At 41.5% G+C, this 15,221-nt stretch carries 11 protein-coding genes and 3 pseudogenes; 5 read left to right on the top strand and 9 right to left on the bottom strand.

Annotated elements, in window-relative coordinates; translation table 11 throughout:
• Positions 1-172 precede the first annotated feature (172 nt).
• The 3 genes and pseudogenes from KZ793_RS15650 to KZ793_RS22700 all read right to left on the bottom strand — a co-directional run bounded on the left by KZ793_RS15650 (position 173) and on the right by KZ793_RS22700 (position 3,714).
• Entirely contained in the window at positions 173-1,588 is a 1,416-nt protein-coding gene (locus tag KZ793_RS15650; protein WP_225816179.1) for a tail fiber assembly protein, read from the bottom strand.
• 342 nt (positions 1,589-1,930) lie between these two features.
• Positions 1,931-2,089, bottom strand: a pseudogene (locus tag KZ793_RS15645) (tail fiber assembly protein); the annotation flags it as partial.
• Positions 2,090-2,688: 599 nt separating this feature from the next.
• Positions 2,689-3,714: a hypothetical protein gene (locus KZ793_RS22700; RefSeq protein ID WP_317987471.1), complete on the bottom strand. Its 1,026-nt coding sequence runs from the start codon at positions 3,712-3,714 to the stop codon at positions 2,689-2,691.
• 451 nt (positions 3,715-4,165) lie between these two features.
• Between KZ793_RS22700 and KZ793_RS15630 the strand changes: the two are divergent.
• Positions 4,166-4,309 (top strand): annotated as a pseudogene (locus KZ793_RS15630) (IS1595 family transposase); the annotation flags it as partial.
• Positions 4,310-5,316: 1,007 nt separating this feature from the next.
• On the opposite strand, the gene KZ793_RS15625 reads toward KZ793_RS15630, so the two are convergent.
• From KZ793_RS15625 to cobA, 5 genes and pseudogenes are all read right to left on the bottom strand, one after another.
• On the bottom strand, positions 5,317-5,955 hold the full coding sequence (locus KZ793_RS15625; RefSeq protein ID WP_118987104.1) for a hypothetical protein: 639 nt from the start codon (positions 5,953-5,955) through the stop codon (positions 5,317-5,319).
• Positions 5,956-6,462: 507 nt separating this feature from the next.
• Complete coding sequence (gene cobO, locus KZ793_RS15620; protein ID WP_225816178.1) at positions 6,463-7,011, bottom strand: cob(I)yrinic acid a,c-diamide adenosyltransferase; 549 nt, start codon at positions 7,009-7,011, stop codon at positions 6,463-6,465.
• Positions 7,012-7,080: 69 nt separating this feature from the next.
• Positions 7,081-7,710, bottom strand: a pseudogene (locus KZ793_RS15615) (NAD(P)-dependent oxidoreductase); the annotation flags it as partial.
• A gap of 119 nt (positions 7,711-7,829) precedes the next feature.
• On the bottom strand, positions 7,830-8,903 hold the full coding sequence (gene cobD, locus KZ793_RS15610; protein ID WP_225816177.1) for a threonine-phosphate decarboxylase CobD: 1,074 nt from the start codon (positions 8,901-8,903) through the stop codon (positions 7,830-7,832).
• A 31-nt stretch (positions 8,904-8,934) separates the two neighbouring features.
• Positions 8,935-9,717: a uroporphyrinogen-III C-methyltransferase gene (gene cobA, locus KZ793_RS15605; RefSeq protein WP_225816266.1), complete on the bottom strand. Its 783-nt coding sequence runs from the start codon at positions 9,715-9,717 to the stop codon at positions 8,935-8,937.
• Between the two features lie 314 nt (positions 9,718-10,031).
• Between cobA and eutA the strand changes: the two genes are divergently transcribed.
• The 4 genes from eutA to KZ793_RS15585 are packed head-to-tail and all read left to right on the top strand — an operon-like array spanning position 10,032 to position 14,106.
• Entirely contained in the window at positions 10,032-11,444 is a 1,413-nt protein-coding gene (eutA, locus tag KZ793_RS15600; RefSeq protein WP_225816265.1) for an ethanolamine ammonia-lyase reactivating factor EutA, read from the top strand.
• A 12-nt stretch (positions 11,445-11,456) separates the two neighbouring features.
• On the top strand, positions 11,457-12,818 hold the full coding sequence (locus KZ793_RS15595) for an ethanolamine ammonia-lyase subunit EutB (protein WP_225816176.1): 1,362 nt from the start codon (positions 11,457-11,459) through the stop codon (positions 12,816-12,818).
• 21 nt (positions 12,819-12,839) lie between these two features.
• On the top strand, positions 12,840-13,694 hold the full coding sequence (gene eutC / locus KZ793_RS15590; RefSeq protein WP_225816175.1) for an ethanolamine ammonia-lyase subunit EutC: 855 nt from the start codon (positions 12,840-12,842) through the stop codon (positions 13,692-13,694).
• 37 nt (positions 13,695-13,731) lie between these two features.
• Complete coding sequence (locus KZ793_RS15585; RefSeq protein WP_225816174.1) at positions 13,732-14,106, top strand: helix-turn-helix domain-containing protein; 375 nt, start codon at positions 13,732-13,734, stop codon at positions 14,104-14,106.
• A gap of 263 nt (positions 14,107-14,369) precedes the next feature.
• On the opposite strand, the gene KZ793_RS15580 is transcribed toward KZ793_RS15585, so the two are convergent.
• Entirely contained in the window at positions 14,370-15,017 is a 648-nt protein-coding gene (locus tag KZ793_RS15580) for a hypothetical protein (RefSeq protein ID WP_225816173.1), read from the bottom strand.
• Between the last annotated feature and the right edge of the window lie 204 nt (positions 15,018-15,221).

Below are 15,221 nucleotides of genomic sequence, written 5' to 3'. Positions count from 1 at the left end.
ATTTGGCTTAAATAGGCAATTCAATATCAAAGAATTACTCTTATCTCCCCCCCTTTAATTTCCTATTACAATTTTCCTATTTCAAGCTCCAGACGGAGTCTCTCAGTATCTTTCCCTCCAATATCAACAAAACTATTGTATGAATGACCTGTTTATTCAGACCATTTCTTCATTATTTTGGCTGCTCCGGCCATTCAACATCAGGAGCTAATGAAATATCAACTTTGCTCAACATTACCCTATATTTCTTCCATTCCAGTAGAACTGTTTTTTCTGCTTCGGTGGCAATGCCTAAATCAACAGCGTCTTGTAGTGGAGCGACAAGATTATTGGCTTTAATCAATAACTGAAACTTCTCATGTTCTGCTTGCTGTATTAATTTCTCTTTATCAGTAACATAAATATTATCAGATTCTACTTCCGTATTCTCCCCAACAGCCTTGTCAGAAGGTTTATTCAACGAGTTATATTCTTGCGCCCAAGGCGTCCATGGATTATCATGAAATTGGCTACGTGTATATACCCGACTGCTATTATAAACAAAATAGCGTTGAATAACCCCAGCCGCTTTCAACACAATAAGCGAACCAGCAAGCGGTTCAGGGTAATTGACGCCATTTTTGGCATGAGCATTATAATCCTGATAATAAATTCCTGGTGTTTTACAGTAATCCAAATTTACGTTATCACCTAAACTAATCGCCTGCCCACCCAAAATATCCTGAGAAGTAATAGTGACATCCGTAGATAAAGATTTTCCATTCACCTTGCGGACCCCTGCAATATATCGAGAATCAGAGTCTATTTTTGTATATGAGCCAATATCCTCAGCAGTAGGTTTATTCAACGTATTATATTCTCTAGTCCAAGGTGTCCACGGATTATCATGAAACTGACTACGTGTATATACCCGGCTGCTATTATAGACAAAGTAACGTTGAACGGTCCCAGCCGATTTCAATACAACAAGAGAACCTGCGAGAAATTCAGGGTAATTAAGGCCATTTTTGGCATGAGCATCATACTCTTGATGATAAATTCCCGGTGTTTTGTAGCTATTCAAATCCGCCTTATCACCTAAACTAATCGCCTGCCCACCCAAAATATCCTGAGAAGTAATAGTGATATCCTCAGACAGTGCTTTCCCATTGATTTTTCGGGTATTAGGTACTTTAGTATTAATACTTTCACGCAATGAATTTACTATTTCCTGAGCCAGCTTTTGCGTAACAGCTAATGTGTCACTATCGCCCATCACATTAGTAAGCTGAACAACGCCCTTTTGTGTTAATGAGGCATTTGGAATTTCTGTTGTGATTTTCTGTTTTAAAGCCTTACTTAATTGCTCGGTAAGTTTCGCTACATCTCCATCATCCAAAATATCACTACCAGATTGTGTCGCAATAAAATTGGCTACGACAGATGCGATTGTTGATGATTGACGTAATACCTTGTTTAACAGATTAATAGGAATATTATCTGGTGGAAATCCAGTCTGCAAACTCTGGTCTTGCTCATAGTTATCTTGACTCGCTACATTAGCATTATTACTAATAGAAAAAGCCTTAAAATCATTTCTGGCACTCATACATACTCCTTAGATTAAATCTCATTAGCTATAATCAATATATTGAACTATTATTAAAATAATCCATCATAATTTACGGCAGCCATAGTTTAATCCATAAAAATAATAACAAAACGTTCTTCTAACTTAGAAGAATAATTATTTTTATATAATTAGCAGCAAGAAAAAACCAACAAATTTACACGAAAACATATCCAAGCCATTTATATTCAACCCCTGAAATTATTTCCTCCACTTCATTGTTTACTGCAATTTCTTATATTTCATATTCCGGACTAAATCTTTCAACATTTTAATTCCAGAATAAATAAAGCCACTGTATAAATGGCCTGTTTATTCAAGTCACTTTGGTTGCTCTGGCCATTCAATATTGGGAGCTTGCGAAATATCAATCCTATTCAGCATTACTCTGTACTCTTTCCATATTATTAAAGCTGCTTTTTCCATTTGAGTCGCAATACCTAAATCAACAGCATCTTGTGGTGGTATTACTTTCTTGCTTACAGTGAATAAAAGTCACAGCTTCTCATAGTAAACGCAACATCATTAAGCTAAAAATAAATAAATTCGCATTACTTTAAATAATTCATTAGGTATTTTATCATCCAAAATATTTCGGGGTAATTATTTTATTGAGTTTACTGATAATCCTGAAATGCTACCATCAATCACTTTCCTTCATTTTTTCTTTATAAATTAATTTACAAATTCTCTCATAAAAAAAGAGAGCTCTTGATATCCCTTCAAATGATTAACCATCTATTTATACCCTTCATCTTTCAAGCTGCTGCTTTGTTGGCTGCTTTCACTCACCCCAGTCACATAGTTATCTATGCTCCTGGGGATTCATTCACTTGCCGCCGCGCTGCGGCTCGAAATCCAATAGGTATATTACTTATTTTTTGTTAAATTAACCGGTTAATCTATTCTCTTATTTCCTGATTTCTTTTTAATTTTTTACTAATAGTTGATGGGCGTCAGTGCATTTTACTTTGGAAAAGAACAGATGCTAAGGTAATAGCAACTAACCTCCCTCCTGAAAATGCACTTATTAGTTTAGCCGAATCCATTTGTTATTAATAATCCAATGAGTTAAGAATTCATTTCTTCAATAAAGCAACTTCATCCGCATTTTTCTGGCACAACAGAGTAAGATTAGTAATAGAACGGGTAAGATTATCTATAGTACTCTCCAGCCTTTTAACATCCATTTCCAGTTGCTTATTTTTTATATCCAATGCACCCATTCTTGTCAATTCAGCATATAATTGCTGACCATTCACCGCCTCCGTACTGTTCCTAGAAATATCCCCAGCAGCAACATTCACAATCTTACGTTGATTACCCGGCCTTCCTACAGAAACAACGTTCGATTTGCTGGCAACAGCATTTGCACCTAATGCAATGCTCCCACTTGCTGTTACAGAGGCGTTTTGACCAATCGCAATTCCCTGAGACGCACTAACACTAACCTTTTGCCCCACGACAATAGCAGACGGAGAGCTGGATCTAGAGTCTGATCCTAATACAATACTCCTACTTCCTGTTACAGAGGAGTTTTGACCAATCACAATTGCCTGAGACCCACTGGCCGAAACATTTTGCCCCAGAGCAATAGAAGACGAGCCGCTGGATACAGAGCCATCTCCTAATGCAACGCTCGAACTTCCTGTTGCAGAGGAATTTTGACTAATTGCTACTGCCTGACTCCCCCTGGCAATAGCTTTTTTCCCCAGAGCAATAGCAGCCGAACCGCTGGATATAGAGTCTGATCCCAATGCAACACTCGAATTTCCTGTTGCAGTAGAGTTTTGACTAATTGCTACCGCCTGAACCCCGCTAGCAACAACCTTTTGCCCCAGGGTAATAGAAGCTGAACCACTGGATATAGAATCAGCACCAATCGCAATTGGCCATATGACTTTATCATCCTCATTCTCTTTATCCTCTTTTCTACCCGCCAGTTGATTTTGCCCAATAGCAATAGCAGCCTCGCTAATTGATTTAGAAGTTAGTGGTGAAGCACCAATTGCTATAGCATATATTGCTGGTGCTTCTGCATTCCCCACAACAACTGAATCTTTACCAACTGTTTGATCGGTTATATTCATATTATCTGTAGACATAGATACCCCTTAATTCAGAAATTAAATTACTATATACCCGTTATCTTTCAAGTTGCCTCTTTGTTGGCTGCACTCACTCACCCCGGTCACATAGTTATCTATGCTCCCGGGGATTCGCTCCCTTGCCGTCGCGATGCATCTTGAAATCCATAAGGCATAACTTATTACTGGATTAATAAAACCAGAAATATAACGTAGTATTGAACGTCACGGATAATTAAATTTCATATAATGATTTTTCTATATTTTTCATCATGAAATATTAAATCAACTTAACAGAATCTCAAAATATCATTATAACCTCCACTTTTTTACGCAAGTTTAAATTGACACCAAAAGTCGATAAACATAATATTATACAAAAAATCCAGTTTGTAAATAAATTAAAACCATAGGATTGTGAAATATATTTCATGGGATGCCATTTTAGATAATTAATTTGAACCAAGACACCAAACGTCATATGCGTAGATTTAATGGCATACTGAAAGGGCATTTTGAGATATATCTCAATGAATGTGAGTAGATATTTAACACACCCGGTATAAAAAACCAATTACACATTTTAAAACAAATAGTTGAGGGAAAAATATAATCATCACCTAAGGTAGTCCTGTAATTTTTATATTAATATATCCTTCATCTTTCAAGCTGCTGCTTTGTTGGCTGCTTTCACTCACCCCAGTCACATAGTTATCTATGCTCCTGGGGATTCGCTCACTTGCCGCCGCGCTGCAACTCGAAATCTATTAGGTATAGTCTACAGTAACCCAGTCTATAAAAATGATAATGAAGTTTTATTATAGATTAAAAATAGACTGTTTTTAATCTGACAAAAATAAATAACCTCAATAAGATCCCATCAAAAATACATCCAAAATAATTATATTCAACATATGAAATTATTATTCTCTTATCTCTTTTATTTTAATTAGTCTGCCCAGAGAAATAATAATAAACGACGCCTATTCATAAAAATATTTTAACAGCACTGAACCAATACTCACGCCCCTTCCTTTGTTTTCGCCGGATCGCTATTAGCTTTTATTTCCGATTGTTTATAGCGCGTAACACAGATGAATAGCAATAAGTCAATAAACCCTTTCAGTACAACTTTGCCTGACCAGATTTATATCAAACTGATAAATCACCTGACTCAGATTGTTCAGCTATGTACCCTATAACTCTCCTCTGCAAGATACACTCACCTCATCACCTCAAGCACCATGCAAAATTATTTTAATCTTTAAAATAATTTTTAAAAACCACTTGACTCTGAAGTTTTTCTGATTAAAATCGCAGCCACAATTTAGATTTTCGTGAAACAAATCACATTTTACCAATAAAGAGAGTTCATCATGAAATCTGTTACATCTTTCATCTCAAGTGTTCATAGTGTTGTTGTCTACCTCTCAACATCTCGCTTTCTGTAAGTATGCTTTTCAACCGATGCGTGAAAGGCCAGTTTCCGGGCTGGCTTTTATTAGATTAAAAGATTCAATATTAAAGGGAAATAAACAATCGATAAATAAAAACCTTATCACTAAATCATATATTCTCAGCCTAATAGCCAAGAATATATGAAATAACAACCAACAGATATTAATAATTCAATGCATCGAGAAGTCGTTTCTTCAATAATGCGACATCATCCACACTATTCTGAACCAGCAGAGTAAGATTAGCTACATCACTTTCCAGAGATTGAATCTTCTCTTCCAATTCTTTATTCTTTGCATCCAATAATATATCAACCCTTGCCGATTCAGCATATAGCTGCTGACCATTAACCGCCTCAGTACTGTGATTTGAAATATCTCCAGCCGCAACATGTATAATCTTACGTTCATGGCCGGTTTTTCCTACAGAAACAACATTCGGTTTATTAGCAATAGAATCCGCACCTAATGCAATGCTCCCTTTTTCTGTTGCAGAAGAGTGTTGACCAATTGCCACGGCCTGAGCCGCACTAGCCGTCACCTTTTGTCCCAAAGCGATAGAAGCCAGGCCGTTGGATACAGAATCAGCACCAATCGCAATCGGCCAAACGACTTTCGTATCACCTTGTTTACCCGCAATTTGATTTTGCCCAATGGCGATAGCCGCTTCACTGATTGTTTTAGAATTTCGGGGTGAAGCACCAATTGCGATAGAATGCACTGCTGGCGCTTCTGCATGTCCAAGTACAACTGAATCCTTACCTGTTGTTTGTTCAGCTACATTGGTATTTTCAATAGACATATTAAACCTCTTAATTTATAAATTAAATAACCATGCGTTGTTTGAAACTTAATAAAATATTCAACAGAATATAATATAAATTACGTGAGCTTATTTCACATATTAAAACTTAAATTAACGTTATATTTTTTCCACTGACAATATTAGATGTAAATCCCAACTTGTAAATAAATTAAAATTATTGGATGGTGTAATACATTGCATGGAATTTATTTAATGCATTATCAAGCTTTATGGAATATAAATCTTACCAAACGAAACATCATGTTATTTAACCATTAGTTTATTGTTCACAACTTAAATAATAAATTAATTCAAAAATAATAAAATAAGGATTAGGCCAATTTGCAAACAATAGTAATAGATTTTCATCTACCTGATACAGTCACCATGAAGAATTTACTGATTAGTTAAACTTTATCTGATGTGATAATCGGAGAATACATAGAAAATTCACGAATGTTACTGATTCGTTTTTCCATAAATACTTGTCTGAAATTTAATATTTCAATGTCTTACGGGACGCATTTCACTCACAGTATCCGCCAGTTCAATTAATTCAACAGGGTAATCTTGTCCGGTAATAATCACTGTCTGATTAATTGGCCGTTCGTTTAATGCCTTGATAATTTCGTCTAGCAATAGATAACCATTATTTATCACACAAACCAATTCACCAAGCACTACCAATGATAATTCAGGATCACGCATCATGCGCTTCGCATGCTGCCAAACCTCAGTACAAGCGGCAATATCCTTAGCACGATTTTGCATTTCTCCAACCAAGTTCATTGATATTAGTTGAAACTCCACCCCATGCTGCTGCAACAAAACACGCTCACCAGCTGACCATTCATTCCTAATAAATTGGATAACACCGGCCTTTAATCCATGACCCAATGCTCGTGCAACCGTTCCCATTGCTGCGGTAGTTTTCCCGTTGCCATCACCGGTATAAATAATGACAATCCCCCGGTTTTCCTGAGCGGCTGCAACTTGTGCCATAAATCTCTCTTTTTGCCGCTGTTTTCTCTGTTTATATCGCTCCTCACTCATTTGTCCGGCTCCAACATGTTAGTCAGTCAAAGAACGACTGTTTGTTTTGTTTGTATTCGCTTGAGATGACTCAGAAAATAATGTTTCTACCACCCGATCAACTTGTTGACGATCTTGACTGACCAACGATTGCATTAATCGCTCATTAGTGAAAAACCGCTCCCAAAAGTGACGACGTGCCGCCAAATGATGAAAATGTCGTTTTACCCGCAGGCGAAGTGTTCCACCGTAAGCGGCCAGACGACCAAGATGCATTGGTAACAACCGTTCGAGTTTTTCACGCCATAATCTGACCAATACCGGCGCATTACCCCCAGAGGAGATAGCAATCACCAGCGGCGAGCGATCAATCACTGACGGTGTGATAAAACTGGCTTGCTGTGGTTCATCCACCACATTGCAGAAAATACGGCGTTCCGTTGCACAATCACTCACATAGCCATTCACCGCTGCATCATTAGTGGCAGCGATAACCAGCCAACAACGCTCAAGCCAGTGAGGCTCAAACTCACCGCGAATCAGTGCTACTTGACCAGCCTCTTCCCATATCTTAAATTGCGGGGTAAATTCCCGCGCATTAACTAGTAGATGTGCGCCAGCATCTAATAACAGACGCGCTTTACGCTCGGCTACCTGACCTCCTCCAACCAGCAGACAGGTTTTATCCCGGATCTGACAAAACATCGGTAAATAATCCAACATAAGTCTCCTCCTACAGTTAACGTACACCACCCGGTATCATGATCAGCAAATGCTGATTCTCACCACCAAAGATCCACCCTTGGATAAGTTCACCACACAATGCCGGACAACACGTTTCAGCCATAACCAAATACCTGACGTAACGCCGATACCAGACGGCGATTATCATGCTCGCCCTTGATGGCGACCCGATAATGAGCAGCATTCAAGCCCGGATAATTAGCACAATGGCGAATCAATATTCTCTGTTTCAGCAATGCTTGTTGAAGATCGATTTCCGCACGCAGACAACGCAGGAAGATATAATTTGCCGAGGGAGGCCAAACACGCAATGCCGGTAACATGACCAATGCCTGATAAAGCCAACGTTGTTGCTCAGCTAACCAGCCGTGTGTTGCTTGAATGTAAGCGTTATCATTAAGAACAATTTCACCCGCTAACGCCGCGAAAGCATTAATCGTCCACGGCTCCCGCCAACATTTCATTGTCCTGATACCCGCGATATCACCGCTGACCAGATAACCAAGGCGCAACCCCGGAATAGCAAAAAATTTCGTTAGTGAACGCAGAATATAAAGACGAGGAAAATGCGCTATCTGAGGAATAAATCCAGCAGTGTCCGGGAGAAAATCGATAAACGCCTCATCAACAATCAACGCAATATTATGCTGACGGCAACGTTCAAATATCGCCTGCAATAGCACAGCATCTGGCATCAACCCCGTCGGATTGTTCGGTGTCGCAAGAAACAAACAGTCAGGGCGATAGCGCTCTAATGCCATCAACAAGCGTTCATCAGGTTGATAGCTATCAGCTTCACTCATCACATACTCATCAATCTGGCAATCCACTCGCTGCAAGGCGCGCCGATATTCAGCAAATCCCGGTATCAACAATATGGCTCGGCGCGGCTTAAGATAATTCACCACAGCATAAATCAATTCAGTCGCACCATTACCTGCGATCAAGTTTTCAATAGAACAATGATGAGCTTGCGCTAACGCGGCATGTAACCGGCGATATTCTGTATCAGGATAGTACTCTGCGCATTGCAATTGGTCGATAATGGCCGTTTTCAGGGATTCCGGCATTCCTAACGGATTGATATTTGCGCTGAAATCAATCATTTCTTCGACTGTAACACCAATTTTCAGCGCCATTTCCAGCACATTACCGCCATGTTCGCTCATCAAATATTATCCCCAGATGTTAAACAGAGAATCAGAGTGCCATCAGTGATGGAACGGCAGACAGTAACAAACGATCCCGGCTAAAAGCCAGTGTCTCCCGCAAACGTACCACATCACCAATCACAATCAATGCAGGTGCAGTCAATCCCTGAGCTGCTACCCGTTGAGCCAGAGTTAGCAGAGTTGCGCTGGCAACCTGCTGTTGCTGATGGCTGGCATACATCACAACCGCCGCCGGCGTTGTCGGCGCTTTACCGCCTGCGATCAGTTGCTCACAAATACTCGCCAGTTGAGTCATTCCCATCAGGATCACCAGCGTGCCTTCCAGCTTTGCCAGCGTCGCCCAATCTTGTGATTCATTTCCCTGACGCAGGTGGCCGGTAATAACATGAAAACCTGAGGCATAATCACGATGGGTGACCGGTATCCCGGCACAAGCCAGACCACCAATGGATGAACTGATGCCCGGTACCACTTCAAAGGGGATTTTCGCCAGTGCTAAAGCTTCCGCTTCTTCACCGCCACGCCCAAACACATAAGGATCTCCCCCTTTCAACCGAACAACATTTAACCCTTGTTGCGCACACTCTACCAAGATTTGATTAATTTGCCGTTGCGGCACTGGGTGATAGTTCGGCGTTTTGCCGACATTAATCATTTTGCAGTCATCAGGTGCTTCGGATAACAGGTCCGGGCTGACTAATCGATCATACACCAGCGCCTCAGCCTGACGGATACAATGTAATCCTCTGACAGTAATCAGCGCCGCATCGCCGGGGCCGGCACCTACCAACCAAACTTTTCCGCTATTCATCATTTTTTTCACCCTTAACGAAAGTCTGTTGGAAGATATATAACCGATAGCCAGCAATACGATCTGGTGTGAGATCAATAATTCTTCATTTTTATTAATGTATTGATGATAACCATCTGTCCTGACACATTGCAGCTTTATCTGCTTGTTTCTCTTAGCAACTTCGCACTGTATCTTGTATCTACGCCATTTTTATTATAATCCCTAATGTTTTTGTGACTACAGTTGACTTTTCAACCAAATTGACGATATTTAATACTGATTGATAAAAAAAAATGCCAACATACGCCTTATTGCAGACAAGAGGCGTAGCGATGGAAGCCAAGGAATTATTCAGTGTCGGTATTGACATCGGCACCACCACCACACAAGTGATCTTTTCGCGTCTGTCACTGGTAAACCGCGCAGCGGTATCACAAGTGCCACGCTACGAGTTTGTTAGCCGCAAGATTATCTGGCAAAGCCCGGTGTTATTTACCCCGGTGGATTTCGCCGGACAATTACGTGAAGACGAACTGTTCAGTCTGATCCAGGCACAATATCAGGCCGCAAACATCGATCTGGAAAGTATTGATTCCGGCGCGGTGATCATTACCGGTGAAACCGCGAAAACATGCAATGCACGTCCTGCAATTATGACGCTGGCACAAAAATTAGGGGATTTTGTTGTCGCAACAGCGGGGCCACATTTGGAATCGGTGATTGCCGGTTTGGGCTCCGGCGCTCAAGCACTTTCACAGCAAAAAATGGCCAGAGTGCTCAACATTGACATCGGCGGCGGCACAGCCAATTATGCGCTCTTTGATGCCGGGCGACTTATCGCCTCCGCTTGCTTAAATGTCGGCGGCCGCTTATTGGAGACCGATCTCCAAGGGAAAGTTTTACGGGCACATCCGCCCGGAGCACTCATCGTTGATTCACTATTTGGTGAAAACACAGATATTCAACATCTGACTGCCATGCAATTACAACAAATTGCTACGCGAATGTCACAATTGCTATGGGAAGTCGTCACCGGGCAACTCACACCTCTGGCACAACAATTACTAATGACCGAGCCGCTGCCAAACTGTGATGAACTCTACGCGGTCACCCTCTCCGGCGGGGTAGGAGAATGTTATCGTGAAGCCTCGGATCATGATCTATTCCGTTTTCACGATTTAGGGCCGCTGCTGGCCCAAGCTATCCATCGTGATAATGATTTCGCCAAACTGCCGCTGCAAGTGCCAAAACAAACCGTGCGCGCTACAGTGATTGGTGCCGGTGCTCATACATTATCGTTATCCGGTAGCACTATCTGGCTCGATACACTATCACTACCACTGCGCAATATTCCCGTCGTCCATCCTGACACAGAAGCCACTGAATCACTGGCAGAAGCCTGGCAACATGCACTCACACAAATGGATCTGAATGCCGAGCAAGATCTCTATGCATTGGCCCTACCCGACGCCCTGCCGGTGAATTATGCCGCCGTGCAGACATGCATTACCGCTTTACAGAACTTTGCCGGGCGCTATCCCTCTCCTCACCCGTTGCTCATCGTCGCGGGTCAAGATTTTGGTAAAGCATTGGGTATGCTGCTACATCCTCTGATGGGAGAACGGCCACTAGCGGTTATTGATGAAGTTATCACCCGCACCGGGGATTATATCGACATTGGCACACCACTATTTAACGGCACTGTCGTTCCCGTCACTATCAAATCACTGGCTTTTCCTTCCTGAGAGAGCGTAAACATGAAATTGAAAACTCAGCTTTTTGGTAAGACCTATCAGTTTAAAGATGTCAAACAGGTGCTGGCAATGGCTAACGAATTGCGTTCCGGGGATGTGCTAGCCGGGGTAGCGGCCGAAAGTTCCCAACAACGTGTAGCGGCTAAACATGTCCTCTCGGAAATGACAATTGCGGATATTCGCATGAATCCAATCATTCCTTATGAAGAGGATTGCGTGACTCGCATTATTCAGGATGACATTAATGAAATTGCCTATGCCCGCATAAAAAATTGGCGCATCGGCGAACTGCGTGAATATATATTGAGCGATGACACCAGCGTGGATGATATTGCCTTTCTGCGTAAAGGGATCAGTTCCGAAGTCGTTGCCGCCGTGGCAAAAATCAGCTCCAATGCAGACCTGATCTATGGCGCGAAAAAAATGCCGGTGATCAAAAAAGCCAATACCACCATTGGAACGCCGGGAACGTTCAGTGCCCGGCTGCAACCTAACGATACCCGCGACGATGTACAAAGTATTCTGGCCCAGATTTACGAAGGGCTCTCATTTGGCGTTGGTGATGCCGTCATCGGCGTCAACCCGGTAACCGACGATGTAGAAAACCTCACCCGCGTACTGGATACCATCTATGAGGTAATCGACAAATTCTCTATCCCAACCCAAGGCTGTGTCTTAGCCCATGTCACCACCCAGATAGAAGCCATTAAACGTGGAGCACCGGGTGGTTTGATCTTCCAAAGTATCTGCGGCAGTGAAAAAGGGCTAAAAGAGTTTGGCGTAGAATTGGCTATGTTGGATGAAGCGCGTGCCATTGGCGCGGAATATTGCCGTCTTGCTGGCGATAACTGCCTGTATCTTGAAACTGGGCAAGGCTCAGCGCTCTCCGCCGGTGCTCACTTTGGCGCTGATCAAGTGACAATGGAGGCACGAAACTACGGTTTGGCACGTCACTATGATCCATTTCTGGTGAATACCGTTGTCGGTTTTATCGGGCCGGAATACCTCTACAATGATCGCCAGATTATCCGAGCCGGACTGGAAGACCACTTTATGGGGAAACTCAGCGGCGTCTCAATGGGATGTGACTGCTGCTATACCAATCATGCAGATTCCGATCAAAACCAGAATGAAAACCTGATGATCCTGCTGGCAACCGCAGGGTGTAATTTCATCATGGGAATGCCGCTCGGTGATGACATTATGCTCAATTACCAGACATCTGCTTTCCACGATACCGCCACTATCCGCCATCTGCTCAATCTACGCCCATCACCAGAGTTTGAACGCTGGCTGGAACAGATGGGGCTGATGGCAAATGGCCGCTTAACATCACGTGCAGGCGATGCATCGTTCTTTTTCTGATGCTTTGTTGAGATAAATCACATGAACCAAAAACAAATTGAAGAAAATATAAGCAATGTGGTGTCTGATCAGGAACCACATGCATCTCCTGAAATCATTGACGAAACTGAAAGCAGTACGCCGGATTTAGGCTCTTTAGAAGCCAAACAGTGGATCGGTGTCCAAAACCCGAACCGTATAGAAGTCTTACAGGAATTACGCCGTAGCACCGTGGCGAGAGTGGGTACCGGCCGCAGCGGTCCACGCCCACGCACTCAGGCATTACTGCGTTTTCAAGCTGATCACTCCCGCTCTAAAGATACGGTGTTAAAAGAAGTCCCGACTGAATGGATAGAAAAACAAGGATTGCTAGAAGTGCAATCTCAAATCAGTGATAAAAATCTCTATCTGACTCGTCCGGATCTGGGGAGGAAGCTTAGTGCCAATGCGGTAGAAATCTTGTTGACACAATGTAAAACAGGTTCTGATGTACAGGTTGTCATCTCCGATGGGCTTTCTACTGATGCCATTATCACCAACTACCAAGATCTTGTGCCACCACTGTTAAAAGGGTTGGAACAAGCAGGAATGTGCATCGGCACCCCGTTTTTTGTGCGCTATGGTCGCGTTAAAATCGAAGATCAAATTGGCGAGTTACTAAAAGCTAAAGTGGTTGTCTTACTGATTGGAGAACGCCCCGGATTAGGGCAATCGGAAAGTCTCTCCTGCTATGCCGTTTACCAGCCGACGGTAGAGAAAACCGTTGAAGCTGACCGTACTTGTATCTCTAATATTCACCGTGGCGGCACACCGCCAATCGAAGCCGCGGCAATTATCGTCGATTTAGCTAAAAATATGCTGGAACAACAAGCCTCCGGCATTGCGCTTAGTCGTTGATAGAAGGTGGATATATACATACACGGAGCAAAAGAATATGGCTAATATTCAATTTATTACAGACGAGCATGGCAAAAAACAAGCCGTTATTTTGCCAATGGACGAGTACGAAAGACTATTGGCAGCTGCGGATCATGATGAAAATTATCAAATTATTCCCTATACAGCGGGACCAAATGACGATGAAACTATTCCTCATGAAGTCGTTTCTATCATGGTAGACGATGAAGTTTCACTACAAGCCGCTTGGCGCATTTATCGTGGACTATCACAAGCTGAGGTAGCGGAAAAACTGGGTATAAAACAAGCTGCCGTTTCTCAGTTTGAGAAATCAGATCGCCCACGCAAAGCAACGATTGAAAAATTAACGGATTTATATGATTGCCGAATAAGTCAACTAGTGCTCGACTGATTAAAGTTAGTAAAAAGACCGGTATATACCTAATAGATTTCGAGTTGCATCGCGACGGCAAGGGAGCGAATCCCCGGGAGCATAGAGAACTATGTGACCGGGGTGAGTGAGTGCAGCCAACAAAGAGGCAGCTTGAAAGATAACGGGTATAACTTACAGAGGCATCAGATTTGGTACCTCTGTAATCTTCTTTTAATTTAATTAGGAGTAAAATCAATATAAAAATAAAAAAGAGGATGGCAGGCCAGAACCTGCCTCCTACTTTATGCACCGACGGACCATAAATGCGATATAACTTCAAATTCTGCATTTTGAACATTACTGCTAATGTTGTAGACTACAATTTTATAGAAATTAACAACATTAGGTGGTGATGCAAGTATATCGGTGTTACCGGCGTTAACATCAAGATAGGTATACATATTATAACTTCCAAACGGACCAGCCCAATAACTTATAGCCCTAATATTTGCAAAGCTATTGTTTTTTATAATTGCATCACTGAATTCAGTAGGTAATACTGCATTACCAGAATTATAAATTTCAAGTCCATGTGGATCGGTCAACAGTATTTTTTTTGATGGAAGTTCAGGGTCTCTCAATATAAAATCCAGTACAAAATCAATTTCTGCAGTTTCAGTACCACTAAGATTAGAAACTACTATTTTATATCGGTAAATCAGGCCAGTAGGTCTTACGAGCATTTTAACTTCTCCAAGATAAATATCAACATAACTATACTGCTGATAATCTCCAATCAGACCAGCCCAGTAATTTATAGCTTTAATTGGTGCTATACTCCTGTTTTTTATAATTGCCGTTGGGACAATATTGGGCATTACAATATTGCTATTACTATAAATCTCAACGGTTTGAAGAGGACCTATAGATATTCTTTTTTTCGATGACATTATTCTTTTCCTTATTATTTATGTTGTTTAGTAATATATATAACAGGCAGTTTTACTTGTAAAATCTAACTTAACACTTTCCACAAACAGTTAAATATTGAAGTTTGTCAGCATAGTGAAGAAAAATACAATCAACAAATTCATTGTATATACATTGTCATTCAATCATGTAATAAATAACAACCAAAATAATAAGATACTGTT

Origin of the sequence: Photorhabdus antumapuensis (assembly GCF_020387775.1) — a bacterium.
In the GTDB taxonomy this organism is placed as follows: domain Bacteria; phylum Pseudomonadota; class Gammaproteobacteria; order Enterobacterales; family Enterobacteriaceae; genus Photorhabdus; species Photorhabdus antumapuensis.
Note: the sequence above shows the minus strand (reverse complement) of the source record. Positions and strands in the feature narration are given on the sequence as shown.